The sequence below is a fragment of the Pseudomonas sp. 8209 genome, assembly GCF_028682105.1.
GTDB classification, from domain to species: domain Bacteria; phylum Pseudomonadota; class Gammaproteobacteria; order Pseudomonadales; family Pseudomonadaceae; genus Aquipseudomonas; species Aquipseudomonas palmensis.
Genome location: NZ_JANIAH010000009.1, coordinates 244997 through 269797, shown reverse-complemented (window position 1 = coordinate 269797; position 24801 = coordinate 244997). Strand labels below are relative to the sequence as shown.

The window sequence follows — 24801 nt, the reverse complement described above, 5'->3', positions numbered from 1 at the left end:
TCTCCCGGCCAGTGGCAGGGCCTGCGCGTTTTCCGTGTGCCATCGCCAACCTGCTGTCGCGCCGACTCGATCCCCCCGGTCCCTGTGCGCGCCAGTTGCCCACGGAGCCTCCGATGACCGACACCACCGATCGCGACGAACGCCATCTGGCGCGCATGCTGCGCAAAAAAGCGGTAATCGACGAACGAATTGCCAACTCGCCCAATGAATGCGGCCTGCTGCTGGTACTCAGCGGCAACGGCAAGGGCAAGAGCAGCTCGGCCTTCGGCATGCTGGCGCGGGCCCTGGGCCACGGCATGCAATGTGGCGTGGTGCAGTTCATCAAGGGCCGCAACAGCACCGGCGAGGAGCTGTTCTTCCGCCGCTTCCCCGAACAGGTGCGCTACCACGTGATGGGCGAGGGCTTTACCTGGGAAACCCAGGACCGCCAGCGCGACATCGCCGCCGCCGAGGCTGCCTGGGCGGTTTCGCGCCAGTTGCTGCAGGACCCGGCCATCGGTTTTGTAGTGCTCGATGAGCTCAACATCGCCCTCAAGCACGGCTACCTCGACCTCGATCAGGTGCTCGGCGACCTGCAGGCACGCCCACCGATGCAGCATGTGATCGTCACCGGCCGCGGCGCCAAGCCCGAGATGATCGAGCTGGCCGACACCGTGACCGAGATGGGCATGGTCAAGCACGCCTTCCAGGCCGGCATCCGTGCCCAGAAGGGCGTGGAACTATGAGGCAAACCCGTCATTGCCCGGCGGTGCTGATCGCGGCACCTGCATCTGGCCAGGGCAAGACCACGGTGACGGCCGCACTGGCGCGCCTGCACCGCAACCAGGGGCGCAAGGTCCGGGTGTTCAAGTGTGGCCCGGACTTTCTCGACCCGATGATTCTGGAGCGCGCCAGTGGCGCACCGGTGTACCAGCTGGACCTGTGGATGGTCGGCGCCGAGGAAAGCCGGCGCCTGCTGTGGGAAGCCGCCGCCGACGCCGACCTGATCCTGATCGAAGGGGTGATGGGGCTGTTCGACGGTACGCCGTCCAGCGCCGACCTGGCGCGGCATTTCGGCGTGCCGGTGCTGGCGGTGATCGACGGCACGGCCATGGCCCAGACCTTCGGCGCGCTGGCCCTGGGCCTGGCGCGCTACCAGCCCGACCTGCCGTTTGCCGGCGTGCTGGCCAACCGGGTGGGCTCGCTGCGTCACGCGCAACTGCTCGAAGGCAGCCTGACCGAAGGCCTGCGCTGGTACGGCGGGCTGTCGCGGGAAACCGGCATCGAACTGCCCAGCCGCCACCTGGGCCTGGTGCAGGCCAGTGAACTGACCGACCTGGACCTGCGCCTGGACGCCGCCGCCAACGCCCTGGGCGACAGCTGCGAGTCGGCCCTGCCGCCGGCGGTGGCCTTCGATGCGCCGCAGTCGCGCAGCATCGAGCCACTGCTGGCCGGCGTGCGGATCGGCGTGGCGCGCGACGAAGCCTTCGCATTCACCTATGGCGCCAGCCTGGACCTGTTGCGCGAGATGGGCGCACAGCTGAGCTTCTTCTCGCCGATCCACGACCGCCTGCTGCCAGACTGCGACAGCCTGTACCTGCCCGGCGGCTACCCTGAGCTGCACCACCATGCGCTGGCCGCCAACACGCCGATGCTGGCGGCGATCCGGGCCCATCACCAGGCCGGCAAGCCCTTGCTGGCCGAATGCGGCGGCATGCTCTACCTGCTCGATGCACTGACCGATGTGGCCGGCGAACGGGCCGAACTGGCCGGCCTGCTGCCGGGCGAGGCGGTGATGCAGAAGCGCCTGGCGGCCCTGGCCCTGCAAGCGGTAGAGCTGCCCGAGGGCACCCTGCGCGGGCATACCTATCACCATTCGCTGACCAGCACCGCGCTCGAACCCATCGCCCGCGGGCAAAGCCCCAACGGCGGGCGCGGCGCCGAGGCGGTGTACCGTTGCGGCCGGCTGACGGCCTCGTATGTGCATTTCTACTTCCCGTCCAACCCGTCTGCGCTGGCGGCGCTGCTGGCACCATGAGCGACCAGGCCTTCAACGACGCCGAGCGCGCGGCGGTCTACCGCGCCATCGGCGAGCGCCGCGACATGCGCCATTTCAGCGGCGGCGAGGTGGCCCCCGAGCTGCTGGCACGCCTGCTGCAGGCGGCGCACCAGGCCCCGAGCGTGGGCCTGATGCAGCCCTGGCGTTTCATCCGCATCACCCGTCGCGAGCTGCGCCAGCAGATCCAGGCGCTGGTGGAGCAGGAGCGGGTGCGCACCGCCGAGGCACTGGGGCAGCGTTCTGACGATTTCATGCGGCTCAAGGTCGAGGGCATCAACGATTGCGCCGAGGTGCTGGTGGCGGCGCTGATGGACGGGCGCGAGGCGCACATCTTCGGCCGTCGCACCTTGCCGGAAATGGACCTGGCCTCGCTGTCGTGCGCCATCCAGAACCTGTGGCTGGCGGCCCGTGCCGAGGGCCTGGGCATGGGCTGGGTGTCGCTGTTCGAACCGCAGGCACTGGCCGACCTGCTGGGCATGCCGGCCGGTGCCAAACCGCTGGCGGTACTGTGCCTGGGCCCGGTCGAGGCGTTCTACGAGGCGCCCATGCTGGTGCTCGAAGGCTGGGCCCGCGAGCGGCCATTGAGCGAGATGCTCTACGAAAACCATTGGGGAGAGCGTTGATGAGTGTGGCCTTGCTGAGTGTGGCCGGGGTGGCGCTGGATGCCTTGCTGGGCGAGCCCCGGCGTGCGCACCCGCTGGTCGCGTTCGGCCGTTATGCCGGACGCCTGGAACAACGCTTCAATGCCGGCGGTCGTGGCTGGCGCAGCCATGGCGTCACCGCGTGGTTTCTGGCGGTGGTGCCCCTGACTTTGCTGGTGACTGTGCTGTCGTGGCTGCCCTACATCGGCTGGCTGGTGGAGATACTGGCGCTGTACTGCGCGCTGGGCCTGCGCAGCCTTGGTGAGCATGTACGGCCCGTGGCCGAGGCGCTGCGTGGCGGCGACCTGGACGAAGCGCGCCGCCGCGTGGGCTACCTGGTCAGCCGTGAAACCGGCGAACTGGATGACACCGCCGTGGCGCGTGCCGCCACCGAATCGGTGCTGGAGAACGGTAGCGATGCAGTGTTCGCCGCCCTGTTCTGGTTCGTGGTGGCGGGGGCGCCAGGTGTGGTGCTGTATCGCCTGAGCAATACCCTGGATGCCATGTGGGGCTATCGCAACGAGCGCTTCGAGCGCTTTGGCTGGGCCGCAGCGCGCATCGACGATCTGCTCAACTATATTCCGGCGCGGCTGGTGGCCCTGACCTACGCGGTGCTGGGCAGGACGCGCCTGGCACTGAGCTGCTGGCGCCGTCAGGCGCCGTTGTGGGACAGCCCCAACGCCGGCCCGGTGATGGCAGCTGGCGCCGGTGCGCTGGGTGTCGAGCTGGGCGGCGCGGCGGTGTACCACGGCGAGCTGCACCAGCGCCCGCAACTGGGCGAAGGCCCGCCGGCCGATGCTGACGCCATCGAGCGTGGTTGGCAACTGGTGTGCAAGGGCGTGTGGTTGTGGTTGCTGCTGTTGTGCGTGGGGGCGCAATTCTATGCTTGAACACGGTGGTCGTTTGCAACGGGCGGTGCTGGAGTACGGCATCGCAGTGCAGGACTGGGTCGACCTGTCCAGCGGCATCGCGCCGTGGCCCTTCGCGATCCCCGAGATCCCGTTGCGCGCCTGGGCACGCCTGCCCGAAACCGACGATGGCCTGGAGCAGGCGGCCCGCGAGTACTACGGCGTGCCGCAACTGCTGCCGGTGGCCGGGTCCCAGGCCGCCATCCAGGCCCTGCCGCGCTTGCGTCGCAGTGGCAAGGTCGGTGTGCTGTCGCCGTGCTACGCCGAACATGCCGAGGGCTGGCGGCGCGCCGGGCACCGCGTGCGTGAAGTCGGCGAGGCCGAGGTGGAGTTCTTTCTCGACAGCCTCGATGTGCTGGTGGTGGTCAACCCCAACAACCCCACCGGGCGCCTGTTGAGCGCCGAGCGCCTGCTGGGCTGGCACGCCCGCCTGGCCCAGCGCGGTGGCTGGCTGGTGGTGGATGAAGCGTTCATGGACAACACCCCGCAACACAGCATCGCCGCCGAAACCTGGCGCAACGGGCTGATCGTACTGCGCTCGTTCGGCAAGTTCTTCGGCCTGGCCGGTGTACGCCTGGGCTTCGTGCTGGCCGAACGCCAACTGCTGCAGCTGCTGGCCGAACAACTGGGGCCCTGGTCGATCGCCGGGCCCACGCGGGTGCTGGGCCAGGCCTGCCTGCTCGACCATGGCGCCCAGCAGCGCCAGATCACCCGCTGCGCCGAGGCCAGCACACGCCTGGCGCAGGTACTCGATGCTGCCGGCTTCACGCCGGCTGGCGGCTGCGACCTGTTCCAGTACCTGGAGCTTGCCCACGCCGCGCAGTTGCACCAGTTCATGGCGCGGCGCGGCATCCTGCTGCGCCTGTTCGAACACCTGGGCAGCCTGCGTTTCGGCCTGCCGGCCACCGACACCGATTGGCAGCGCCTGGTCCAGGCGCTGGACGACTACCGCAAGGAACACCCATGACCACCCTGATGGTGCAAGGCACCACCTCCGATGCCGGCAAGAGCACCCTGGTGACCGCGCTGTGCCGCTGGCTGGCGCGCCAGGGCGTGGGTGTCGTGCCGTTCAAGCCGCAGAACATGGCACTCAACAGTGCGGTGACGGCCGACGGCGGCGAAATCGGCCGCGCCCAGGCGGTGCAGGCCCAGGCCGCCGGGCTGGCGCCGCACACCGACATGAACCCGGTACTGCTCAAGCCCAACAGCGAGACCGGAGCCCAGGTGATCGTGCATGGCCGCGCGGTCACCAGCATGAACGCGGTGGCCTATCACGACTACAAGGCCATCGCCATGCAGGCGGTACTGGCCTCGCACCAGCGCCTGAGCGACGCCTACCCGGTGGTGATGGTGGAGGGCGCGGGCTCGCCGGCCGAAATCAACCTGCGGGCCGGGGACATCGCCAACATGGGGTTTGCCGAGGCGGTCGACTGCCCGGTGATCCTGATCGCCGATATCAACCGCGGCGGGGTGTTCGCACACCTGGTCGGCACCCTGGAGCTGCTGTCGCCCAGCGAGCAGGCGCGGGTCAAGGGCTTCGTGATCAACCGCTTTCGTGGCGACATCGCCCTGCTGCAGCCCGGCCTGGACTGGCTCGAGGCGCGTACCGGCAAGCCGGTGCTGGGCGTGCTGCCGTATGTGCTGGACCTGCATCTGGAAGCCGAGGATGGCCTGGACCGGCGCCAGGGCCAGAAAGCCGCGCAGGTGCTCAAGGTGATCGTGCCGGTGCTGCCGCGCATCAGCAACCATACCGACTTCGATCCGCTGCGCCTGCATCCGCAGGTGGATCTGCAGTTCATCGGGCCGGGCGACGCGATACCGCCGGCCGACCTGATCATCCTGCCGGGCTCCAAGAGCGTACGCAGCGACCTGGCGCACCTGCGCGAGCGCGGCTGGGAGGAGGCGATAGCCCGCCACCTGCGCTACGGCGGCAAACTTCTGGGCATCTGTGGTGGCCTGCAGATGCTCGGGACCCACGTGCATGACCCACTGGGCCTGGAAGGCGCCGCAGGCAGCAGTGCGGGCCTGGGCTGGCTGGACTACAGCACGCAGCTGGAGGCCGAGAAGCAGCTGCGCAATGTCAGCGGCACGCTGAACCTGGAGCAGGCGCCCGTCAGTGGCTACGAGATCCATGCCGGGGTCACCCGCGGGCCGGCGCTGGGGCAGCCTGCCGTACAGTTGGCCGACGGTCGCAGCGATGGCGCGGTCAGCGCCGACGGGCAGATCCTGGCCACCTACCTGCACGGCCTGTTCGAGTCGCCGCATTCGTGCACGGCGCTGCTGCGCTGGGCTGGCCTGAACGATGTGCAGCAGGTGGACTACCATGCTCTGCGTGAACTGGATATCGAACGCCTGGCCGACCTGGTGGACACGCACCTGGACGGCGCCCGGCTTCGTCAACTCTGCGGGCTGGACTGACATGCTCAAGCTGATTCTTGGCGGCGCCCGATCGGGCAAGAGCCGCCTGGCCGAACAATACGCCGTCGACAGCGCGCTGGCGGTGACCTATATCGCCACCAGCGAGCCGCTGGACGGTGAAATGAATGCCCGCGTGCAACTGCACCGTGCGCGTCGCCCTGCCGAGTGGGCGCTGATCGAGGAGCCGCTGGCGCTGGCGCGGGTGCTGCGCGAAACCGCCGCGCCCGAGCGTTGCCTGCTGGTGGACTGCCTGACCCTGTGGCTGACCAACCTGCTGATGCTCGAAGACCCCGAGCGCCTGGCCGCCGAGCGCGATGCACTGCTGGACTGCCTGGCGCAGTTGCCGGGTGAAATCATCCTGGTCAGCAACGAGACCGGCCTGGGCGTGGTGCCCATGGGCGAGCTGACCCGTCGTTACGTCGATGAAGCCGGCTGGCTGCATCAGGCCATTGCCGAACGTTGCCAGCACGTGGTGCTGACCGTTGCCGGCCTGCCACTTACGCTCAAGGGAGCCTGAACATGAGTCAAAACTGGTGGCAGAACGCGTGTCAGCCGATCAACCTGGCTGTGCGCGAACAGGCGCTGGAGCGCCAGCGCGAGCTGACCAAGCCAGCCGGCTCACTGGGCCGGCTGGAGCAGGTTGCGGTGGAGCTGGCCGGCTTGCAGGGCAAGCTCAAGCCTGGCGTGCGGCAGGTATGGATCGCGATTTTCGCGGGCGATCACGGCGTGGTGGCCGAGGGGGTTTCGGCCTATCCGCAGGTGGTCACCCGGCAGATGCTGCAGAACTTCGTCGGCGGCGGCGCAGCCATCAGCGTGCTGGCCCGCCAGTTGGGTGCGCAGCTGGAGGTGGTCGACCTGGGGACGGTCGACCTGACCCTGGAACTTGCCGGTGTACGCCATCTGCGCATCGGGGCGGGCACCGCCAACTTCGCCCAGGTGTCGGCAATGACCACCGAGCAGGGGCGCCTGGCGCTGCAGGCCGGGCGCGAGAGCGCCTTGCGTGCGCGTGATGCCGGGGCGCAACTGTTCATCGGCGGCGAAATGGGCATCGGCAACACGGCCTCTGCCAGTGCGGTGGCCAGTGCATTGCTCAAATGCACCCCTGGCGAGCTGACCGGCCCCGGCACTGGCCTGAATGCTGCCGGTGTCGAACACAAGACCCGCGTGATCGAACGCGCGCTGCTCACCCACGCGGCGCTGGCCGACGACCCATTGGAGCAGCTGTTGTGCTTTGGCGGCTTCGAGATTGCCGCGCTGGTGGGGGCGTACCTGGCGTGCGCGCAGCAAGGCATCGTGGTGCTGGTGGACGGTTTTATCTGCACCGTGGCGGCGCTGGTTGCAACGCGCATCAACCCCGGTTGCCGGGCCTGGCTGCTGTTCGGTCATCGCGGCGCCGAGCCCGGGCACCAGCGGGTGCTCGAAGCGTTGCAGGCGCAACCGCTGCTGGAGCTGGGCCTGCGCCTGGGCGAGGGCAGCGGGGCGGCGCTGGCGGTACCGCTGCTGCGCATGGCCTGCGACCTGCACGGGCAGATGGCGACCTTCGCCGAGGCGGCGGTGGCGGACCGCGATACATGATCGTCGACCTGCTGCGTCATGGTGAAACCGAACTGGGCGGTGGGCTGCGCGGCAGCCTGGACGACGCGCTGACCGAACTTGGCTGGGCGCAGATGCGTGCGGCTGTGGTCGAGGGCGGGCCGTGGACGCGGATCATCAGCTCGCCGCTGCAACGCTGCGCGCGATTCGCCGAAGAACTTGCCGGTCAGGCGGGCGTGCCCATGCAACTGGAGGCCGGCCTGCAGGAGCTGCACTTCGGCGACTGGGAGGGGCGCAGCACCGCCGACCTCATGCTTACCGACGAACAGGGCCTGGGGCTGTTCTGGGCCGACCCTTATGCCTTCACGCCGCCGGGTGGCGAGCCGGTCACGGCGTTTGCCGAGCGGGTGCTGGCGGCCATGGCGCGGGCGTATCAGGCCCACGCCGGCGAGCGCGTGCTGCTGGTGACCCACGGCGGCGTGATGCGCCTGCTGCTGGCCCGTGCCCGCGGCCTGCCGCGCGAGCAGCTGCTGCAGGTGGTGGTCGGGCACGGCGCGGTGCACCGTCTGCATTGCGCGGCCGACGGTCGTTTCGCGGAAATCGCCTGATGCAGGCGTTCTGGATTGCCCTGCAGTTTCTCAGCAGCCTGCCGGTGCGCCTGGCGGGCATGCCCGCGCCCGAGCAGATGGGGCGCTCCCTGCTGTGCTACCCGCTGGTGGGGCTGTTGTTCGGCGGGGTGCTGTGGGCGGCCAGCGCGCTGCTGGCGGACAGCCCGCCGATGCTGCAGGCGGCCCTGCTGCTGTGCATCTGGGTGTGGTTGAGCGGTGCGTTGCACCTGGATGGCCTGGCCGACAGCGCCGATGCCTGGCTGGGCGGGTTCGGCGACCGCGAACGCACCCTGACGATCATGAAGGACCCGCGCAGCGGGCCGATTGCGGTGGTGGCGCTGGTACTGGTGCTGCTGCTCAAGTTCTGCGCGTTGCTCGCGCTGGTCGACAGCGGGCAGGCGGTGGGCCTGCTACTGGCACCGGTACTGGGGCGGGCGGCGATGCTGGGGTTGTTCCTGTGCACGCCGTATGTTCGCGCAGGCGGCCTGGGACAGGCGCTGGCCGAGCATCTGCCGCGTGGCGAAGCCAAAGCCGTGTTGCTGGCGACCGGTTTGGGGTGCCTGGTGCTGGCGGGATGGAACGGTATCCTGGCCGTGGGCGTGGCGCTGCTGGTGTTCGCGCTGCTGCGCCAGGTGATGCTCAAGCGCCTGGGGGGCACCACCGGGGATACAGCAGGGGCGTTGCTGGAGCTGCTGGAGCTGGCGGTGGTGGTAAGCCTGGCACTCTGAAGGGGCTGTCAGGAGCTCTTCGCTGCGGTCATGAATCCGTAGTGTTTTGCAACTGAATGCAGCACGTGGTCAGCCTTCGCAAGCGCTAGCCTTACGTCCCTCTGTCTTTGCGGGGTGCCCCGATGCGCAACCAACTGCTGGCCTGCCTTATCGCCTGTTCGTCCCTGCCGGCCCACGCCGCCGACCTGATCGACTTCTGGAACACGCCGCGCCATGGCGGCAACAGCTTCAACCGCCTGCCGCCCGACCAGGCCTACTTCGAGGCGCTGCACGGCTACGGGGCGAGCTGGGTGCGGTTGTCCTATGACAAGTGGCAAGCGGCGCAGCGTGATTTTCTGCTCGGTAATGCCGATACCTACCAAGGGCTGCCGGCCGCCGACCTTGCCACGCTCAAGGCCACCCTGGACCGCGCGCACGCCGCAGGCCTCAAGGTCGTTATCACGCCCCTCTCACTGCCCGGCATGCGCTGGGCACAGAACAACGCCGGCCAGTTCGATGACCGGCTCTGGCAGGACAAGGCCTACTGGGCCCAGGCCGCCGACTTCTGGCGTGACCTGGCGCGGGCGCTCAAGGACCATCCGGCGGTGGCGGCCTACAACCTGATCAACGAACCGGCGCCCGAGAAACTCGGCGGCCTGGCCGAGCACGCCAGCGCCGAGCAGATGCGCGCCTGGTACCGACAGCAGCAGGGCAGCACCCGCGACCTGCCGGCGCTGTATCGCCAGTTGGTGGCGGCGATACGCGAAGTCGATCCACTCACCCCGATCATGCTCGATGCCGGCTGGTACGCCGCGGCCGATGCCTTCGAGTACTGGCCTGGCGCGCTCGACGACCAGCGCCTGCTCTACAGCTTTCACATGTACGAACCCTACGCGGCCACCAGCGCGCCCAACCTGGAGCGCGCCACGCCCTATGCCTACCCTGGGCCCGCGCCCTTTGGCGGCAGCGTTGCGCAATGGAACAAGGCCCGGGTGCAGCAGTGTCTGCAGCGCCCGCTGGACTGGGCCGGCAGGCACGCGGTGCCGGCCAATCGCCTGGTGGCCGGCGAGTTCGGCTGCATGCGCCGCTGGGCAGGCTGTACCACCTATCTGGAGGATGTACTGGGCACCCTCGATCGCCAGCAGGTGCACTGGGCCTTCTACAGCTTTCGCGAAGACAGCTGGGACGGGATGGACTATGAGCTGGGCAGCGCCAAAGTGCCGTGGGCTTATTGGCAGGCGATCGAAAAGGGCCTGCCGGACCCGCTCAAGCGCACGCCCTCCAGCCTGTTGGAACCGATTCGAAAACGCCTTGCCCTCAATGGCGCACCCCACTGAACGCTTGCATCCTGATAACTACGGGTATATACACGCATCTATGTTGAAGAGCCATTGCATCTGTACTCATCTGCGCCGGGCCGCCCGTGGGGTCAGCCGGCACTATGACGAAGCCCTTGTGGGCTTCGGCATCAATGTCGCCCAGTTTTCCCTGCTGCGGCATCTGCAGCGCCTCGATCAGCCCAGCATCTCGGTGCTGGCCGAGTCCATGGGCCTGGATCGCAGCACGCTGGGTCGCAACGTGCGGGTGCTGGAAGCCGACGGCCTGGTGGCGTTGGCCGAAGGTGTCGACTTGCGCAACCGCATCGTACTGCTGACGGAGAAGGGCCTGGCGCGCCTGGTGGCCGCCACGCCTGCCTGGGAGCAGGCCCAGGATGCCCTGGTGAGCAACCTGGGCGAAGGGCAGCGCGATGAACTGGTGCGCCTGTTGGAACAGTTGGCTTGAGCGTATTACACCAATAAGCGGGTATATACCCGTGTAACCTTGCGGCGGTCTGGGAGAACAAGAATGACATCGGTATGGCGCACGAGCGGTTGGGTGCTGTTGGGGGCGGCGCTGATCCTGGCATTGTCGCTGGGGGTGCGGCATGGCTTCGGCCTGTTCCTGGCGCCGATGAGCGCCGAATTCGGCTGGGGGCGAGAAGTGTTCGCCTTCGCCATCGCCTTGCAGAACCTGATCTGGGGCCTGGCCCAGCCGTTTGCCGGTGCCCTGGCCGATCGCCTGGGCGCGGCCAAGGTGGTGATCATCGGCGGCATTCTCTACGCCGTGGGGCTGGTGATGATGGGCATGGCGGACTCGGCGTGGTCACTGTCGCTCAGTGCCGGGCTGCTGATCGGCATCGGCCTGTCGGGCACCTCGTTCTCGGTGATCCTGGGTGTGGTAGGACGTGCCGTGCCGGCAGACAAGCGCAGCATGGCCATGGGCATCGCCAGCGCCGCAGGCTCCTTCGGCCAGTTCGCGATGCTGCCGGGCACCCTGGGCCTGATCGGCTGGCTGGGCTGGTCGGCGGCATTGCTGGTGCTGGGCCTGCTGGTGGCCTTCATCGTGCCGCTGGTGGGCATGCTGCGCGATAACCCGCTGCCCAGCCAGGGGCACGAACAGACCCTGATGCAGGCGCTGCGCGAAGCCTGTTCGCACTCGGGCTTCTGGTTGCTGGCGCTGGGCTTTTTCGTGTGCGGTTTCCAGGTGGTGTTCATCGGCGTGCACCTGCCGGCCTACCTGGTCGACCAGCACCTGCCGGCCACCATCGGCACCACGGTGCTGGCACTGGTCGGGCTGTTCAATATCGTCGGCACCTACACCGCCGGCTGGCTGGGCGGGCGCATGTCCAAGCCGCGCCTGTTGACCACCCTGTACCTGCTGCGGGCGGTGGTGATCGTGCTGTTCCTGTGGGCGCCGGTGACCCAGTTCAGCGCCTACCTGTTCGGTATCGCCATGGGCCTGCTGTGGCTGTCGACGGTGCCGCTGACCAACGGCACCGTCGCCACCCTGTTCGGGGTGCGCAACCTGTCCATGCTGGGCGGCATCGTCTTTCTGTTCCATCAGTTGGGCGCATTCCTGGGCGGCTGGCTGGGCGGTGTGGTGTACGACCGTACCGGCAACTATGACCTGGTGTGGCAGATCTCGATCCTGCTCAGCCTGCTGGCTGCCGCGCTCAACTGGCCGGTGCGCGAGCGCCCGGTGGCGCGGCTGCAGGCGCGGCCGGAGGCGGCATGACCGCGCGCCTGGTAGCGTTGGTGCTGGCTGGCCTGGTGCTGGCGCTGGTGTGGTGGGGCTGGCACCAGGGCGGTCTGGCGCTGATGCAGTTGGGCATGGGCGTGTGCTAGGCGTAAGCTGAACCCCTGCACTCAGGCAAGGGAGACGCACCATGTACGCACGCTGGCTGTTGGTACCGCTATTGATCCTGGCCGGTTCGGGGGCCGTGCTGGCCGCCGACTGCCCGGCCTTGCTGCAGGGCGAGTTGCCCAAGCTGCGCGCCAAGGAACAGGTGAACCTGTGCGAGCGCTTCGCCGGCAAGCCGCTGGTGGTGATCAACACCGCCAGCTATTGCGGCTTCGCGCCGCAATTCGAAGGGCTCGAGAGCACCTACAAGGCTTATCACGAGCAGGGCCTGGAAATGCTCGGGGTGCCGTCCAACGACTTCAAGCAGGAAGACGCCGACAGCGAGAAGACCGCCAAGGTGTGCTATGCCAACTACGGCGTGACCTTCACCATGACCGAGCCACAGAAGGTGCGCGGCGACGACGCCACGCCGCTGTTTCGCGAGCTGGCCAGGCAGAGCAATGCGCCCAGGTGGAATTTCTACAAGTATGTGGTCGATCGCCAGGGCAAGGTGGTGGCCAGCTTCTCCAGCCTGACCAAGCCGGACGACCCGGCGTTCAGGGCTGCCATTGAGAAGGCCATCGCCTCGCAGCCCTGAGGTGGGCTCAGGCCTTGCCCGGGTGGACGGTCCAGGCCACCAGCTTGAGCACGATCGGCCGTACCACCAGCACGCAGGCGAAGGCCACCGGCATGGCCAGTTGGTAGGCCTTGAGCACATTGGCCAGGTAATGCTCGCCGACGCCGCTGTTGGCGGCGGTGATCACGAAGCACATCAGCAGCGCCATGATCGACGACATGTAGAACGCGAATACGTAGGGGGTGGCGCGTACGCCGAGTTTCAGGCGTGGGCGAGGGCGGGTCTGGCTGGTCATGCAGGCTCCTGAGGGTAGGGGAGGCGCCAGACTAGCAGGCTGCCAGGGTACGAGGTAGACGACGCCAGCTTAGGTCTTTATAAAGAGAACCTTACGAATCCTGGAGTTTGGCCGTGAACCTGTTGGGCTCGATACGCAGTTTCATCAAGGTGGTCGAGGCTGGCAGCATCGCCGGTGGGGCCCGCACCCTGGGCTTGAGCGCCGCCGCAGTGAGCCAGAACATCGCGCGCCTGGAAGCCCATCTGCAAGTGCGCCTGCTGGCCCGCACCACCCGCAGCATGGCGTTGACGCCCAATGGTCGCGCCTATTACGACAAGGTCAGGCATGTGGAGCGTGATCTGGAACTGGCGCAGCTGGCCGTCACGGCCGATGACGGCGAACCCCAGGGCCGGTTGTGCATCTCCTCTTCTTCGGCCTTCGCGCGCTATGTGCTGGCGCCCCTGATGCCGGCATTCAACCTGCGCTATCCGCAGCTTTCAATTGAATTGCTTACGAGCGACCGGCGTGTGGACCACGCGCGCGAGTCGATTGACGTGAGTGTGCGCATCACCCCCCAGCTGGAAGACGGCCTGCTGGCGCGGCACGTTGCCCAGATCCCGTTCATCTGTTGCGCAGCGCCTGCCTACCTGGAGCGTGCCGGCCGGCCCGGCACCCCGGAAGCCTTGAAGGGGCATCGCTGCCTGGTGTTCCGTTACCCGGTGGACGGCCGCTTTCTGCGGTGGGGCTTTGTGCGTGACGGCCTGCGTTTCGATGCCGAGTTCGGGGATGTGTCGATCAGCGATGACATCGACGTGCTGGCGCAGATGGCGGTGATGGGGGGTGGGATCGTGCGCCTGGCCGAGTTCGTGGCGCGGCCTTACCTGGAGAACGGGCAACTGGTGCCGCTGTTCGAATATGCCCAACCCCACCAGGCCTATGCACAGACCTCGCCCATGGACATCTACCTGTGCGTGGCCGACCGCTCGGCGCTGACGCCCAAGGTGCGGGCCTTCATGGCGTATGTGGAGGACTGCCTGGCGCAGGCCTGGCGCGTGCGCGCACGGGCATAAAAAACCGCCTTTGGAAGGCGGTTTTTTCATGCAACAGCGATCAGAAGCGGTAGGTCAGCGAAGCACCCAGGCCGTGTGCACTGTTTTCGTACTTAGCGTTGTACGAGCCCTTGAACGAAGGGTCGGTGATGGCGGTGCTCTGGTGAATCTTGACGTCTTCTTCCATCAGGTACGAGTAGGCCACGTCGATGGTCATGTCGTCGCTCGGGTTCCAGCCGGCGCCCAGGCTGAACACCTTGCGGTCGCCGGTTGGGATGCGTGGCGAACGGTTCTGGTTGTTGGCTGGCGACTGGTCGACGGAGAAGCCGGCGCGCAGGGTCCATTCCTTGTTCAGCTTGTAGGCAGCGCCGATGGCGTGGGCCCAGGTGTCGTGCCAGTTCTGTTCTTCGGCGATCTGGCCCAGTGCCGGTGCCAGTGGCCCGGTGCCCTCGTTGTTGACCACGATGGACTCCAGGCGGCTCCAGCGGGTCCAGGTGCTGCCCGCGTACAGGGTCCAGTTGTCATCCAGTTCGTGGGTGACCGAGAAGTCGACCGACTCGGGGGTCTTGATCTTCAGCGAGGCGTCGAACTTGCTGCCGCTGAACGGGCCGAAGCCCGGGCCGCTGATCTTGGTGTCGCCCTTGAGCTTGTAGTCGACCATCGAGTGGTAGGTCAGGCCGACGCGGGTTCTGTCGGTGGCCTGCACCATCACGCCGATGTTGTAGCCGACGGCGGTGTCGTCACCGGTGATCTTGACCTTGCCGTCGTTGCTGCCTGGGGTGGCGCGGTTCAGCGCGGCGGACTCCAGGGTGCCGTCGATACGGTTGATGGTCGGGCCGAAACCGATCGAGACCTTGTCGTTGAAGGCGTAGCTGATGGTCGGTTGCAGGGTCACGACCTGAACTTCGCTCTTGCTGCCGAAGTAGCGGCCGGCAAAGCCGTGCTCGTAGTCGGTGATCAGGCCGAAAGGCACGTAGACCCCGAAGCCGAATGCCCAGTGGTCATCGATCGGCTTGACGTAGTAGCCCATCGGTACGCCAACCACGGGGACCATGTCGCCGTCGTTGCTGCCGCCGAAGGTGCCGCTGCCCTTGATGTCGGACTTGGCAATGATGGCCGCGCCGCCGACGGTCACTTGTTCGCGTTTGAGGCGGGACATGCCGGCAGGGTTGCCAAACACGGTGCTGGCGTCATCGGCAGAAGAAGAACGACCCGCGAAACCTGTGCCCATGCCGCTGATGCTTTGCTCGTTGAGGGCAAAACCGCTGGCGAAGAGTTGAGTTGATGCGAAAGCGACAGCGAGGCCGAGTGAGGATTTGAGTATTACTTTTTTCATTATTAGAACTCCATGGGATCACCGGAGCGCAAAGTATCAATAATTTTGGACGTGCGCTATAGGCTCTAAATCAGGAGATACCGCGTTTTTGTAGGACAATCCGACCAGATTCGCTGATTTTATCCGGTTGTTTGAAAATGGTTCTCAGCAGGCCTGGAGTGCCGGTTTGCCGACGCATGCCTGCCAGGCCTGGGTGAAGTCGCGTAAACGGGCGTGGGGCTGGAATGTTTGACGCCAGATTCTTGCGAGACCTAGCAGGTCGTCGGATTCTGGTAGCGGCAGCGCCTTTTCTTCGACCAGCATCCAGGCGATGGCGGTGGCGTAGCGCAGGTTGACGGTCAGTTCCAGGTGCGGGCCGCTGAGGAACGCGTGCTGGCTGGCGAGGCCGCGGACCAGGCTGGCCAGTTCGGGGTCGTGGGCCAGGAACTGGTCCCAGATCGATTGGTGGCGCAGTTCGCCGATGCGGTACAGGCCGTGGCCACGACGGTCGTGCAGGGCCGAACCCATGCCCGACTGGCTGGCTGCAATGCCCAGCAGCAGGGCTTCGGCGCTGGGGCAGTAGCGGCCCAGGTACAACAGGGTGGGGCGGATGACGAATTCACTCAACTCGCTCGCGGCGATAGCCATAATGCCCTCGAACTTCGTAAATGGCCGGCGGGACGCTGGTGCTTGGCAGCAGGTGGGTCGGGGTCAGGCCCGCCGGAAGCGGGCAAGGCCGCTTGAGTTGAAGTGTAGTGTCATATCTATGCTGTAAAGGACTGTTTTTAAATCGATTGTGGTGGCTTGGCATAACCCATATGACGCTTGGGTATTAGGCCGTGGGGGTTAAAGCGCTTTCGGTGGTTGGGGTTTGGCCAATGAATCCGGGCCTTGCAGAGTGCAGGTCGAGCGCGGCGGTCACTGAATTTCAGGCATAAAAAAGCCCCGCCAATCGGCAGGGCTTCTTGCGTCTCAGACGACCATCAGGCAACCAGTGCCTGGCGAGTCCGGTCAATCACCGCTTGCAGCGGCTCAGCACTCTCGTACTGCTCCGGATACAGACGCTCGCTGTGACGAGCAATGCCGTGTTCATTGACCAGGGTAAAGCTGAAGCTGCCCTTGCGCGCCGCATGGATCATGCAGTTCAACGGGGCAAATGCCTGGCTAAGGGTGCGAATGGCAGCCTGAGTATGGATGGATGTATTCATAGTTATTAGATGTTCCTGCAAAAGACACAGCATAAGAGCCGTGTTCATATAAAACGTTCCAGTAACGCAAAGCTTTAGGGCTAGAGCGAAGAACCTGACTGGAACAGGGCAGCCAGAGGTAAGCGCATTGATTAGGTGGCGCCAGGGCTGACTGGTAGGTACTAGGAAGACAGGCAACACGTCAGGGCTAAGGTTCTGCGCCGCTGTGTGAAGATCCTGTTCAATCTGCAGGGTGACTCGCCAAGAGTAGGTAATGGTTACCTGGGAGTCATCAAGTGGGCCGGTCCTGGTTTCAACAGGTGCTGTTCCGTTGTCGGATCAGGACGCTGCAAGGACTGCTTTGGCCAGAATTGAGTTTCAGCTTGGTACTAACGCTGGTAACACTACAGCAGTTTCCAGGTTGTGGCAACCCTTTGTGCTTTTCGTGCGCCAAGCCGGCCATTATCTCGATTTCAGGCTGTTCTGTGAAGAGGGCCCCAGGAGGCACCACCGCGCGTGCGGAGCATTTTCGTGCAATCCCGTGCCTCGCTTTGGGGCACCTGTCCACACCTGTAACACCTCTTGTCAATGTGGCGCTACACCGCGGCAGGGCCCTGGCGATGACCAGTTCGAAAGTACAAGTCAATGAAAAAAAACACTTTTTTTAGCTGGTGAAAAAATCGTCAGTTTGAGCGCGGGCCCCATTCTACCGGGGTTTGCGGGGTGTAGGAGGGGGTTGTCCACCGAGTTATCCACAGCTTCTGTGGATTGTCATGCGGGTCTGCTCTAGGACGCGGGTGCCAGCAATGCAGGAAGTGTCTGACAATTTTCGCGGCGCATTTCGGCTCGCGCGAAATGTCTACTGACGTGTCAAAAAAAAACATCGCCTGAAGGAAAAAAAGCCTCGAATTCCCTCGGGCCATGCACGAGAAAATCCGGTAGAGTGGCGCGCCTCTCGAGTTGCCTTCGCCGTTTTTTATGAAGTTTCGCAGCAAAACCCCAAGCCCCACTGCCCAACCCCCCGTTGCCGAGCCCCGACGTTTTTCGTTGAAGGTGGCCCTGTGGCTGCTCGACAGCCCGCGCCTGGGCGACAACCCCAACGTCAAGCACTTCGCCGGGCGCCTGCTCAAGCAACCGGCACGCCAGGGTGTGGTGGTGGCGCAGAGCCGGCTGGGGCAGATGCTGTGCCGCGATTGCGGCAACGCCCGTGACCGGCGCATCGGCCACGAGCTGCTGCGCCAGGCTGCCCGGGCCGGTGACCGCAGGGCACAGCTCGAATACGGCCGTCTGTGCACCCAGCCCCAGGTCAACGAGCCGGAGCAGGCACGTTACTGGCTGGAACAAGCTGCCGCGCAGGGCTCCAAAGAAGCCGTGCGGCTGCTCGGGCAACTCACGAGCCACTGATCGACCGCCCGGGGCTGTTAAGCTCTGGGGGATTTCCCTGGGGGTGAGCATGCTGTCTATGGCTGCAATGGATCTGACCAGCATCGTGCTGGGAATGGTGGTGGCGGCTTTGCCCGCTGTGGTGGTGCTGGTGCGTCTGCAACGTCAGCTGGCTGACAGGCAGGCCGCCGCCGCACTGGCCGAGGAGCGCCTGAGCAGTGCGCTGCTGGCCCAAGAGGGCCTGAGCGCGCAACTCGACGCCAGCCGTGACGAAATCAGCGACCTGGGCCAGGCCAATGCCGCCAAGCAGGCCAGCCTGGCCGCTCAGGGCCGCGAGCTGGAGTTGCTGCAGATCGAGCGCGACAACGCACGCGATGCCGCCCATGCCTGGAACCTTGAACGCAACGCCCGTGAAGCCGAGCTGCGCCGCCTCGAAGCGCGCTGCGCCGGCCTTGCCGCCGAACTGCGCGAGCAGCAGGACAGCCACCAGCAGCGCCTGAACGATCTGCAGGGCTCGCGCGACGAGCTGCGTGCACAGTTTGCCGAAATGGCGACGAAGATTTTCGACGAGCGCGAGCAGCGTTTCGCCCAGACCAGCCAGCAGCACCTGGGGCAACTGCTCGACCCGCTCAAGGAGCGTATCCAGTCGTTCGAGAAGCGCGTCGAGGAAAGCTACCAGCAGGAAGCCCGCGAGCGCTTTTCGCTGGGCAAGGAACTCGAGCGCCTGCAGCAGTTGAACCAGCGCTTGAGCGACGAGGCCACCAACCTGACCCAGGCACTCAAGGGGCAGAAGACCCAGGGCAACTGGGGCGAGTTGATTCTGGAGCGGGTGCTGGAACATGCGGGGCTCGAAAAGGGCCGCGAATACCAGACCCAGGTCAGCCTCAAGAGCGCCGATGGCGAGCGTTTCCAGCCCGACGTGCTGATCATGCTGCCCGGCGACAAGCAGGTGGTGGTCGACTCCAAGGTCAGCCTCACGGCTTACCAGCAATATGTAAACGCCAGTGAAACCGACGTGGCCCAGGCTGCGCTCAAGCAGCATGTGCTGTCGCTGCGCAACCATGTCAAAGGCCTCTCGGGCAAGGACTACAACCGCCTCGAGGGCCTGCACAGCCTGGATTTCGTGCTGTTGTTCGTGCCCATCGAGGCGGCGTTTTCGGCGGCGCTGCAGGCCGAGCCCAACCTGTTCCAGGAGGCCTTCGACCGCCAGATCGTGATCGTCAGCCCGACCACGTTGCTCGCCACCCTGCGGGTCATCGACAGCCTGTGGAAACAGGAGCGCCAGAGCCAGAACGCCCGCGAGATCGCCGAGCGCGCCGGCTGGCTGTACGACAAGTTCGTGTTGTTCATCCAGGACCTGGACGAGCTGGGCAACCGCCTGCAACAGGTCGACAAGGCCTATGCCGCGGCGCGCAACAAGCTCTGCGAGGGGCGCGGCAACCTGATCAGTCGCAGCGAGCAGCTCAAGCTGCTCGGCGCGCGGGCCAGCAAGAGCCTGCCGGCCGACCTGCTGGAACGCGCCATGGGCGGCACCGACAACCTTGCCGAAGGCCTTACTGCACCAGGCTCAGATGACGATTGAGCAGGGCGCGCAGGGCCGCCGGCTTGACCGGCTTGCTCAGGTAGTCGAGGCCGGCGGCATGTACCCGCGCCACGGTCTCGCCGTGGCCGTCGGCACTGATCACCACCCCCGGCACCGGCTCGCCCAGGCGCGTGCGTAGCCAGGCCATCAGTTCGGTACCGATTTCGCCGTTGTCCAGGTGGTAGTCCACCAGCGCCAGATGCGGGCGCAGGCCCTTGTCGAGCAGGGCGGCGCATTCCTCGCGGTTGCGCGCCGTCGACACCAGGCAGCCCCAGCGGCTGAGCAGGCTGTTCATGCCGATCAGGATGCTGTCTTCGTTGTCCACGCACAGCACCTGCAACCCCGCCAGCGGCTGGCCGGCCTGTTCGGCTGGCTTGGCCTGGGCCGGGCTCGCGGCGCTGGCCAGCGGTACGCTGACGCGGAACACGCTGCCCTTGCCGGGCGATGAGCGTACCTCCAGCGGGTGGCCGAGCACCTTGCACAGGCCGTCGGCGATCGCCAGGCCCAGGCCCAGGCCTTTTTCGGCGCGGGTCTGGTGGCTGTCCAGGCGCTTGAATTCCTCGAAGATCACCTGAAGCTTGTCGTCGGCAATGCCCGGGCCGCGGTCCCACACTTCCAGCCACAGGCGGTCCCCGGCGCGGCGCACGCCCAGCAGGATCGGGCTCTTGCCATAGCGGAAGGCGTTGGTGAGGAAGTTCTGCAGGATACGCCGCAGCAGCTTGACGTCGCTGTGCACCCGCAGCTTGCTGCCACGCACGCGAAAATCCAGGCCCTGCTGCTGGGCCAGTACCTTGAACTCGGCACCCAGGGCGTCGAACAGTTCGCTGAGGGCGAACGGCTTGGCGTCCGGGTTGATCTTGCCGTTCTCCAGGCGCGAGATGTCCAGCAGGTCGCTGATCAGCTCTTCGGCCGAACGCAGGGCGCTGTCCATGTGCTGCACCAGTTGCTGGGCGTCGCCCGACAGGCCCTCTTCCTGGTGCGACAACGCGGCGGAGAACAGCCGTGCGGCGTTCAGCGGCTGCATCAGGTCGTGGCTCACGGCCGCCAGGAAGCGGGTCTTGGACTTGTTGGCGGCTTCGGCATGGCTCTTGGCCTCGGTCAGCGCCAGGTTCAGTTGCGACAGCTCGTGGGTTCGCTCGGCCACGCGCTGCTCCAGGCCTTCGTTGGCGTCCTTGAGGGCCTGCTCGGCCTCGCGGAAGGGGGTGATGTCGGTAAAGCTCATCACGAACCCGCCGCCGGGCATGGGGTTGCCGATCAGCTCGATCACCCGGCCGTTGGGGAACAGCCGCTCGGAGGTGTGCGCGCGCCCCTGACGCATCCAGTGCAGGCGCCGCGCCACATGCACCTGGGCCTCGCCCGGGCCGCACAGGCCGCGTTCGGCGTTGTAGCGGATGATGTCGGCAATCGGCCGGCCGACACTGATCAGCCCGTCGGGGTAGTTGAACAGTTCCAGGTAGCGACGGTTCCAGGCCACCAGGCGCAGCGACTGGTCGACCACGCTGATGCCCTGGCTGATGTTCTCGATGGCCCCTTGCAGCAGGGCGCGGTTGAACTGCAGCACCTCGGAAGCTTCGTCGGCGATGCGTACCACGTCCTCCAGCTGCATGTCGCGGCCTTCGATTGCCGCCTTGACCACGGCGCGGGTCGAGGAGGTGCCGAGCACGCCGGACAGCAGGCGCTCGGTGTGCTCGATCCATTCGCCGTCGGCGTTCTGGTTGGGGTTGAAGCCCTTGCCCTGGCGATAGGCGAAGCGGATGAAGCTCTGGCGCGCACGCTCTTCGCCGACGAAGCGCGCGGCCAGGTGCAGCAGGTCGTCGATCTGTACCGCCAGCAGCGAACGGCTGCTGGGCCGCGCGCTGGTTTCCTGGCCAATGAAGCGCCCGGCCTGCCAGTGCTCCGATACCCGCGTGCGCGACAGGATCGAAACCCAGGCGAACACCGTGAAGTTGCCTGCCAGCGACAGCACCACGCCCTGGGTCAGCGGAGTGATCGGCAGGTTGAGCGGGTTGCCGTGCAGCCAGGCCAGGCCCGGGAACAGCTCCAGCGACCAGCCCACGCTGTGGGCGGCAATCGGCAGTACCAGGGTGTAGAACCACAGGAAGGTGCCGGTGGCCAGGCCGGCGAACACGCCGCGGCGGTTGGCCTGCTTCCAGTACAGCGCACCGAGCATGGCCGGGGCCAGTTGGGTGACGGCGGCAAAGGCGACCTGGCCGATGGTGGCCAGGCTGGCGGTGGAGCCCAGCAGGCGGTAGCTGACGTAGGCCAGCAGCAGGATCACCACGATGGTCACCCGGCGTACCGTGAGCATCCAGTGGCGGAACACCTCGAACGGGCGCTCGGCGTTGTTGCGCCGCAGCAGCCAGGGCAGCAGCATGTCGTTGGAGACCATGGTCGACAGCGCCACGGCCTCGACGATGACCATGCCGGTGGCGGCCGAGGCGCCGCCGATGAAGGCCAGCAAGGCCAGCGCCGGGTGTGCTTCGGCCAGCGGCAGGCTGATCACGAACGAGTCCGGCAGCACCGAGTTGGGCAGCAGCATCTGCCCGGCCAGGGCAATCGGCACCACGAACAGCGCGGCGAGGATCAGGTAGGCCGGAAACACCCAGCGTGCCAGGCGCATGTCCTGCGGTTCGATGTTCTCCACCACGGTGACATGGAACTGGCGCGGCAGGCAGATGATCGCCATCATCGCCACGCCGGTCTGCACGATCATCGACGGCCAGTTGATGGTTTCCTGCCAGTAGCCGTCAAGGGCGGGCGCCAGGCGGGCCTGGCTGAACAGGTCGTCGAAGCCGTCATACAGACTGAAGGTGATGAACGCGCCCACGGCGAGAAACGCCAGCAGCTTGACCAGCGATTCGAAGGCGATGGCCAGCACCATGCCGCGGTGGTGCTCGGTCACATCCAGGCTGCGGGTACCGAACACGATGCTGAACAGCGCCAGCACCAGCGACACCACCAGCGCGGTGTCCTGCACGCGGCTGCCGGTGGCATCGGCCCCGGCACCGATCAGCAGGTTGACCCCCAGCACGATGCCCTTGAGCTGCAAGGCGATGTACGGCAGCACGCCCACCAGGCAGATCAGCGCTACCACCACCGCCAGGGTCTGGGACTTGCCGTAGCGCGCCGCAATGAAGTCGGCGATGGAGGTGATGTTCTCCTGCTTGCTGATCAGCACCATCTTCTGCAGCACCCAGGGTGCAAACAGCATCAGCAGTACCGGCCCCAGGTAGATGGGCAGAAAGGCCCAGAGTTGTTCGGCGGCCTGGCCGACCGCGCCGAAGAAGGTCCAGCTGGTGCAGTACACCGCCAGCGACAGGCTGTACACCCACGCGCGCAGGCGTGGCGGCAGCGGGGTGCTGCGCCGGTCGCCGTAGAAGGCGATGGCGAACATGATGGCCATATAGGCCAGGGCGACCAGGGCGATCAGCCCGCTGGACAGCGACATGAAAACTCCGAACGAAAAAACGGTAACGGCCAACCACGATCAATCAGTCTGGCACGCCGTTCTCACTTCGTCAGCGCCGACGAAGGTCGCAGTGGCAGAGCGTCGCAGTGCTCAGTCGCGCAGGGCCAGTTCGACCAGTTCATGCAACTGCTGCAGGCGCGGGGGCGCTTCGGCGAACAGAATGCGAAACACCGTGGGAGCCACCAGCAGGTCGAGCAGCCGTTCCACCCCGGGGCCGGCTTCGCCACGCTGCTGCGCGCGGTCCAGCAAGGTCTGCAACTGGCCGCGCAGCAGGGTGGTGCAGTAGCCGGGGCAGGCGCTGCTGAGCACGTCGCGCATCATGTGTCGGCCGGGCTCGGAGCTCATCTCGTCCAGATACTGCTCGGCCCAGGCCAGCAGGTCGCCGCGCAAGGTGCCGGTGTCGAGGGGTTCACTGTCGGGGTGCAGGCGCTCCACCGCCACGTCGGCCAGCAGCGCCGCCAGTTCACCCCAGCGCCGGTAGATGGTCGAGGGGGTGACGCCGGCACGTGCGGCCACCATGGGCACGGTCAGGCTCGCGCGGTCCTGCTCCTGGAGCAGGGCCCGCACGGCGCTGTGCACCGATTGCTGGACACGGGCGCTGCGACCGCCCGTGCGAATACCTTCTTTGATCGCCATGGCGCGACCTTAACACAAAGGGTTTGCGTTAAGGATTCAGGGCGCGCAGACTGCACAAAAGCTAACGGTTAGCTTTAGTGGAGAAGGCACATGATCGGATTGTTCAGCCGTCCGGCGTCGGCGCGTTTGCGGCTGGTGTACCTGGCCGTCGCGCTGCTCGGGTTTCTGGCGGCTTCGAGTGCGCCGACGCCGTTGTACCAGCTGTATCAGCATGCGTGGCAGTTTTCGCCGGCAACCCTGACCCTGGTGTTTGCGGTGTATGCCTTGAGCCTGCTGGCGGCGTTGCTGACGGTGGGGTCGCTGTCCGATTACCTGGGGCGCCGGCCGGTGATCTTCGTGGCGTTGCTGCTCGAGAGCGTGGCGATGCTGCTGTTCATCCAGGCCGAGTCGGTGCCCTGGCTGCTTGCGGCGCGGTTGCTGCAAGGCTTTGCCACCGGCATGGCCACCAGTGTGCTGGGCGCCGCGTTGCTCGATACCGACCGCGAACAGGGGCCGTTGGTCAACAGCCTGGCGCCGCTGCTGGGCATGGCCTGCGGGGCGCTGGGCACCAGCGTGCTGGTGGAGTTCGCGCCGTGGCCGCTGCGCCTTGTGTATGGGGTGTTGCTGGCGCTGTTCGTGGTGCTGGCGCTGCTGGTGTGGCGTTTGCCGGAGAGCGTCAGCCGCCAGCCGGGCGCGCTGGGCGCCCTGCGTCCGAGCCTGCTGGTGCCGCCCCAGGCGCGTGGCGCGGTGTGGCGCATGCTGCCGGTGAACATTGCGGTGTGGGCGCTTGGCGGGTTCTTCCTCTCACTGGGGCCGTCGCTGGTGCGGGAGGTGAGCGGCCTGGGCTCCAGCCTGATCGGTGGCGCGCTGGTGGCGACCCTGACCCTCAGTGGTGCGCTGGCGATCTATCGGCTGCGCCTGCGCCCGGCACAGCAGGTGCTGGCGCTGGGCACCGGGCTGCTGGCCGGCGGGGTGGGGCTGATTCTGCTGGCGCTGTACAACGCCAGCCTGGTGCTGTTCTTCGCCGCCACGCTGGTGGCGGGCAGCGGCTTTGGTGCGGGGTTTCTGGGTGCGTTGCGCAGCACCCTGCCACTGGCCGAGGCCCATGAACGGGCGGGGTTGATGGCCACGTTCTACGTGCTGAGCTACCTGGCGTTCTGTGTGCCCGCGCTGGCGGCCGGGTTGATGGTGCGCCAGTTCGGGCTGGTGGCCACCAGCGAGGTGTATGCGCTGGTGCTGGTCGGGTTGTGCGCGGTGGCGGGGGTGTTGAACCTGCCGGCGATGCGCGGAGCGCGATCTATCTGATCTCGGTGGTGGTGCGTTTTCCGGCAAGAGCAG

The 24801-nt window shown here is 66.4% G+C and carries 24 protein-coding genes; 18 read left to right on the top strand and 6 right to left on the bottom strand.

Annotated features, from left to right (window positions below; all coding sequences use genetic code 11):
* Window positions 1-113 precede the first annotated feature (113 nt).
* The 14 genes from cobO (at window position 114) to NP552_RS20700 (ending at window position 12610) form a co-directional block, all read left to right on the top strand.
* Window positions 114-725: a cob(I)yrinic acid a,c-diamide adenosyltransferase gene (gene cobO, locus NP552_RS20765; RefSeq protein WP_054914693.1), complete on the top strand. Its 612-nt coding sequence runs from the start codon at window positions 114-116 to the stop codon at window positions 723-725.
* A complete protein-coding gene (locus NP552_RS20760; RefSeq protein ID WP_274097104.1) occupies window positions 722-2017 on the top strand; it encodes a cobyrinate a,c-diamide synthase in 1296 nt (431 codons plus the stop codon). The genes cobO and NP552_RS20760 overlap by 4 nt, the downstream gene beginning before the upstream one ends.
* Window positions 2014-2661 carry a 5,6-dimethylbenzimidazole synthase gene (gene bluB / locus NP552_RS20755; protein ID WP_043862539.1) on the top strand — a complete coding sequence of 216 codons (648 nt, stop codon included), beginning with the start codon at window positions 2014-2016 and terminating at the stop codon, window positions 2659-2661. Before NP552_RS20760 ends, bluB begins: the two co-directional genes overlap by 4 nt.
* Window positions 2661-3569 carry an adenosylcobinamide-phosphate synthase CbiB gene (cbiB, locus tag NP552_RS20750; RefSeq protein ID WP_043862538.1) on the top strand — a complete coding sequence of 303 codons (909 nt, stop codon included), beginning with the start codon at window positions 2661-2663 and terminating at the stop codon, window positions 3567-3569. Before bluB ends, cbiB begins: the two co-directional genes overlap by 1 nt.
* A complete protein-coding gene (cobD, locus tag NP552_RS20745; RefSeq protein WP_100635019.1) occupies window positions 3562-4554 on the top strand; it encodes a threonine-phosphate decarboxylase CobD in 993 nt (330 codons plus the stop codon). Before cbiB ends, cobD begins: the two co-directional genes overlap by 8 nt.
* Window positions 4551-6005, top strand: a complete 1455-nt coding sequence (locus tag NP552_RS20740) for a cobyric acid synthase (RefSeq protein WP_274097103.1) — start codon at window positions 4551-4553, stop codon at window positions 6003-6005. The genes cobD and NP552_RS20740 overlap by 4 nt, the downstream gene beginning before the upstream one ends.
* Before the next feature lies 1 nt (window position 6006).
* Window positions 6007-6522 (top strand): bifunctional adenosylcobinamide kinase/adenosylcobinamide-phosphate guanylyltransferase, encoded by a 516-nt coding sequence (cobU, locus tag NP552_RS20735; protein ID WP_054914690.1) that lies wholly within the window; start codon window positions 6007-6009, stop codon window positions 6520-6522.
* Between the two features lie 2 nt (window positions 6523-6524).
* Window positions 6525-7580: a nicotinate-nucleotide--dimethylbenzimidazole phosphoribosyltransferase gene (gene cobT, locus NP552_RS20730; RefSeq protein ID WP_274097102.1), complete on the top strand. Its 1056-nt coding sequence runs from the start codon at window positions 6525-6527 to the stop codon at window positions 7578-7580.
* Window positions 7577-8146, top strand: a complete 570-nt coding sequence (gene cobC, locus NP552_RS20725; protein ID WP_274097101.1) for an alpha-ribazole phosphatase family protein — start codon at window positions 7577-7579, stop codon at window positions 8144-8146. Before cobT ends, cobC begins: the two co-directional genes overlap by 4 nt.
* Window positions 8146-8874 carry an adenosylcobinamide-GDP ribazoletransferase gene (locus NP552_RS20720; RefSeq protein WP_274097100.1) on the top strand — a complete coding sequence of 243 codons (729 nt, stop codon included), beginning with the start codon at window positions 8146-8148 and terminating at the stop codon, window positions 8872-8874. Before cobC ends, NP552_RS20720 begins: the two co-directional genes overlap by 1 nt.
* A 122-nt stretch (window positions 8875-8996) precedes the next feature.
* Window positions 8997-10190: a glycoside hydrolase family 5 protein gene (locus NP552_RS20715; protein ID WP_274097099.1), complete on the top strand. Its 1194-nt coding sequence runs from the start codon at window positions 8997-8999 to the stop codon at window positions 10188-10190.
* Window positions 10191-10230: 40 nt separating this feature from the next.
* Entirely contained in the window at window positions 10231-10635 is a 405-nt protein-coding gene (locus NP552_RS20710) for a MarR family winged helix-turn-helix transcriptional regulator (protein WP_043862530.1), read from the top strand.
* A gap of 63 nt (window positions 10636-10698) precedes the next feature.
* Window positions 10699-11907 carry an MFS transporter gene (locus tag NP552_RS20705; RefSeq protein WP_043862529.1) on the top strand — a complete coding sequence of 403 codons (1209 nt, stop codon included), beginning with the start codon at window positions 10699-10701 and terminating at the stop codon, window positions 11905-11907.
* Between the two features lie 151 nt (window positions 11908-12058).
* Window positions 12059-12610 (top strand): glutathione peroxidase, encoded by a 552-nt coding sequence (locus tag NP552_RS20700; RefSeq protein WP_274097098.1) that lies wholly within the window; start codon window positions 12059-12061, stop codon window positions 12608-12610.
* A 7-nt stretch (window positions 12611-12617) separates the two neighbouring features.
* Here the strand turns inward: NP552_RS20700 and NP552_RS20695 are convergent, their stop codons facing one another.
* Window positions 12618-12884: a DUF2798 domain-containing protein gene (locus NP552_RS20695; RefSeq protein ID WP_043862527.1), complete on the bottom strand. Its 267-nt coding sequence runs from the start codon at window positions 12882-12884 to the stop codon at window positions 12618-12620.
* A gap of 113 nt (window positions 12885-12997) precedes the next feature.
* On the opposite strand from NP552_RS20695, the gene NP552_RS20690 reads away from it, so the two are divergent.
* Window positions 12998-13933 (top strand): LysR family transcriptional regulator, encoded by a 936-nt coding sequence (locus NP552_RS20690; protein WP_054914683.1) that lies wholly within the window; start codon window positions 12998-13000, stop codon window positions 13931-13933.
* A gap of 40 nt (window positions 13934-13973) precedes the next feature.
* Here NP552_RS20690 and NP552_RS20685 read toward each other — a convergent pair whose 3' ends face one another.
* The 3 genes from NP552_RS20685 to NP552_RS20675 form a co-directional block, all read right to left on the bottom strand.
* Entirely contained in the window at window positions 13974-15248 is a 1275-nt protein-coding gene (locus NP552_RS20685) for an OmpP1/FadL family transporter (RefSeq protein ID WP_043862525.1), read from the bottom strand.
* 144 nt (window positions 15249-15392) lie between these two features.
* A complete protein-coding gene (locus NP552_RS20680) occupies window positions 15393-15875 on the bottom strand; it encodes a hypothetical protein (RefSeq protein ID WP_054914682.1) in 483 nt (160 codons plus the stop codon).
* Between the two features lie 335 nt (window positions 15876-16210).
* Window positions 16211-16435 carry a hypothetical protein gene (locus NP552_RS20675; RefSeq protein ID WP_043862639.1) on the bottom strand — a complete coding sequence of 75 codons (225 nt, stop codon included), beginning with the start codon at window positions 16433-16435 and terminating at the stop codon, window positions 16211-16213.
* A 957-nt stretch (window positions 16436-17392) separates the two neighbouring features.
* Between NP552_RS20675 and NP552_RS20670 the strand changes: the two genes are divergently transcribed.
* Entirely contained in the window at window positions 17393-17818 is a 426-nt protein-coding gene (locus NP552_RS20670; RefSeq protein WP_078479791.1) for a tetratricopeptide repeat protein, read from the top strand.
* Window positions 17819-17993: 175 nt separating this feature from the next.
* Window positions 17994-19379 carry a DNA recombination protein RmuC gene (gene rmuC / locus NP552_RS20665; protein ID WP_162484864.1) on the top strand — a complete coding sequence of 462 codons (1386 nt, stop codon included), beginning with the start codon at window positions 17994-17996 and terminating at the stop codon, window positions 19377-19379.
* On the opposite strand, the gene NP552_RS20660 is transcribed toward rmuC, so the two are convergent.
* Both NP552_RS20660 and NP552_RS20655 read right to left on the bottom strand, forming a co-directional pair.
* Window positions 19351-22827, bottom strand: a complete 3477-nt coding sequence (locus tag NP552_RS20660) for a PAS domain-containing hybrid sensor histidine kinase/response regulator (RefSeq protein ID WP_043860010.1) — start codon at window positions 22825-22827, stop codon at window positions 19351-19353. The genes rmuC and NP552_RS20660 overlap by 29 nt on opposite strands.
* A 111-nt stretch (window positions 22828-22938) precedes the next feature.
* A complete protein-coding gene (locus NP552_RS20655; protein ID WP_054914679.1) occupies window positions 22939-23484 on the bottom strand; it encodes a TetR/AcrR family transcriptional regulator in 546 nt (181 codons plus the stop codon).
* Between the two features lie 90 nt (window positions 23485-23574).
* Here NP552_RS20655 and NP552_RS20650 point away from each other — a divergent pair, with 90 nt between their 5' ends.
* Window positions 23575-24768: an MFS transporter gene (locus NP552_RS20650; protein WP_274097097.1), complete on the top strand. Its 1194-nt coding sequence runs from the start codon at window positions 23575-23577 to the stop codon at window positions 24766-24768.
* Window positions 24769-24801: the final 33 nt, after the last annotated feature.

What these genes read in the sequence shown, in the direction of transcription:
- NP552_RS20760 (WP_274097104.1), top strand. Translation starts at nt 722, where the DNA reads ATGAGGCAAACCCGTCATTGCCCGGCGGTGCTGATCGCGGCACCTGCA.
- NP552_RS20700 (WP_274097098.1), top strand. Translation starts at nt 12,059, where the DNA reads ATGTACGCACGCTGGCTGTTGGTACCGCTATTGATCCTGGCCGGTTCG.
- NP552_RS20685 (WP_043862525.1), bottom strand. Translation starts at nt 15,248, where the DNA reads ATGAAAAAAGTAATACTCAAATCCTCACTCGGCCTCGCTGTCGCTTTC.
- cobO (WP_054914693.1), top strand. Translation starts at nt 114, where the DNA reads ATGACCGACACCACCGATCGCGACGAACGCCATCTGGCGCGCATGCTG.
- cobU (WP_054914690.1), top strand. Translation starts at nt 6,007, where the DNA reads ATGCTCAAGCTGATTCTTGGCGGCGCCCGATCGGGCAAGAGCCGCCTG.
- NP552_RS20705 (WP_043862529.1), top strand. Translation starts at nt 10,699, where the DNA reads ATGACATCGGTATGGCGCACGAGCGGTTGGGTGCTGTTGGGGGCGGCG.
- NP552_RS20720 (WP_274097100.1), top strand. Translation starts at nt 8,146, where the DNA reads ATGCAGGCGTTCTGGATTGCCCTGCAGTTTCTCAGCAGCCTGCCGGTG.
- NP552_RS20650 (WP_274097097.1), top strand. Translation starts at nt 23,575, where the DNA reads ATGATCGGATTGTTCAGCCGTCCGGCGTCGGCGCGTTTGCGGCTGGTG.
- NP552_RS20710 (WP_043862530.1), top strand. Translation starts at nt 10,231, where the DNA reads ATGTTGAAGAGCCATTGCATCTGTACTCATCTGCGCCGGGCCGCCCGT.
- NP552_RS20675 (WP_043862639.1), bottom strand. Translation starts at nt 16,435, where the DNA reads ATGAATACATCCATCCATACTCAGGCTGCCATTCGCACCCTTAGCCAG.
- NP552_RS20740 (WP_274097103.1), top strand. Translation starts at nt 4,551, where the DNA reads ATGACCACCCTGATGGTGCAAGGCACCACCTCCGATGCCGGCAAGAGC.
- cobC (WP_274097101.1), top strand. Translation starts at nt 7,577, where the DNA reads ATGATCGTCGACCTGCTGCGTCATGGTGAAACCGAACTGGGCGGTGGG.
- NP552_RS20670 (WP_078479791.1), top strand. Translation starts at nt 17,393, where the DNA reads ATGAAGTTTCGCAGCAAAACCCCAAGCCCCACTGCCCAACCCCCCGTT.
- NP552_RS20715 (WP_274097099.1), top strand. Translation starts at nt 8,997, where the DNA reads ATGCGCAACCAACTGCTGGCCTGCCTTATCGCCTGTTCGTCCCTGCCG.
- NP552_RS20660 (WP_043860010.1), bottom strand. Translation starts at nt 22,827, where the DNA reads ATGTCGCTGTCCAGCGGGCTGATCGCCCTGGTCGCCCTGGCCTATATG.
- cobD (WP_100635019.1), top strand. Translation starts at nt 3,562, where the DNA reads ATGCTTGAACACGGTGGTCGTTTGCAACGGGCGGTGCTGGAGTACGGC.
- cobT (WP_274097102.1), top strand. Translation starts at nt 6,525, where the DNA reads ATGAGTCAAAACTGGTGGCAGAACGCGTGTCAGCCGATCAACCTGGCT.
- NP552_RS20655 (WP_054914679.1), bottom strand. Translation starts at nt 23,484, where the DNA reads ATGGCGATCAAAGAAGGTATTCGCACGGGCGGTCGCAGCGCCCGTGTC.
- NP552_RS20680 (WP_054914682.1), bottom strand. Translation starts at nt 15,875, where the DNA reads ATGGCTATCGCCGCGAGCGAGTTGAGTGAATTCGTCATCCGCCCCACC.
- cbiB (WP_043862538.1), top strand. Translation starts at nt 2,661, where the DNA reads ATGAGTGTGGCCTTGCTGAGTGTGGCCGGGGTGGCGCTGGATGCCTTG.
- NP552_RS20695 (WP_043862527.1), bottom strand. Translation starts at nt 12,884, where the DNA reads ATGACCAGCCAGACCCGCCCTCGCCCACGCCTGAAACTCGGCGTACGC.
- bluB (WP_043862539.1), top strand. Translation starts at nt 2,014, where the DNA reads ATGAGCGACCAGGCCTTCAACGACGCCGAGCGCGCGGCGGTCTACCGC.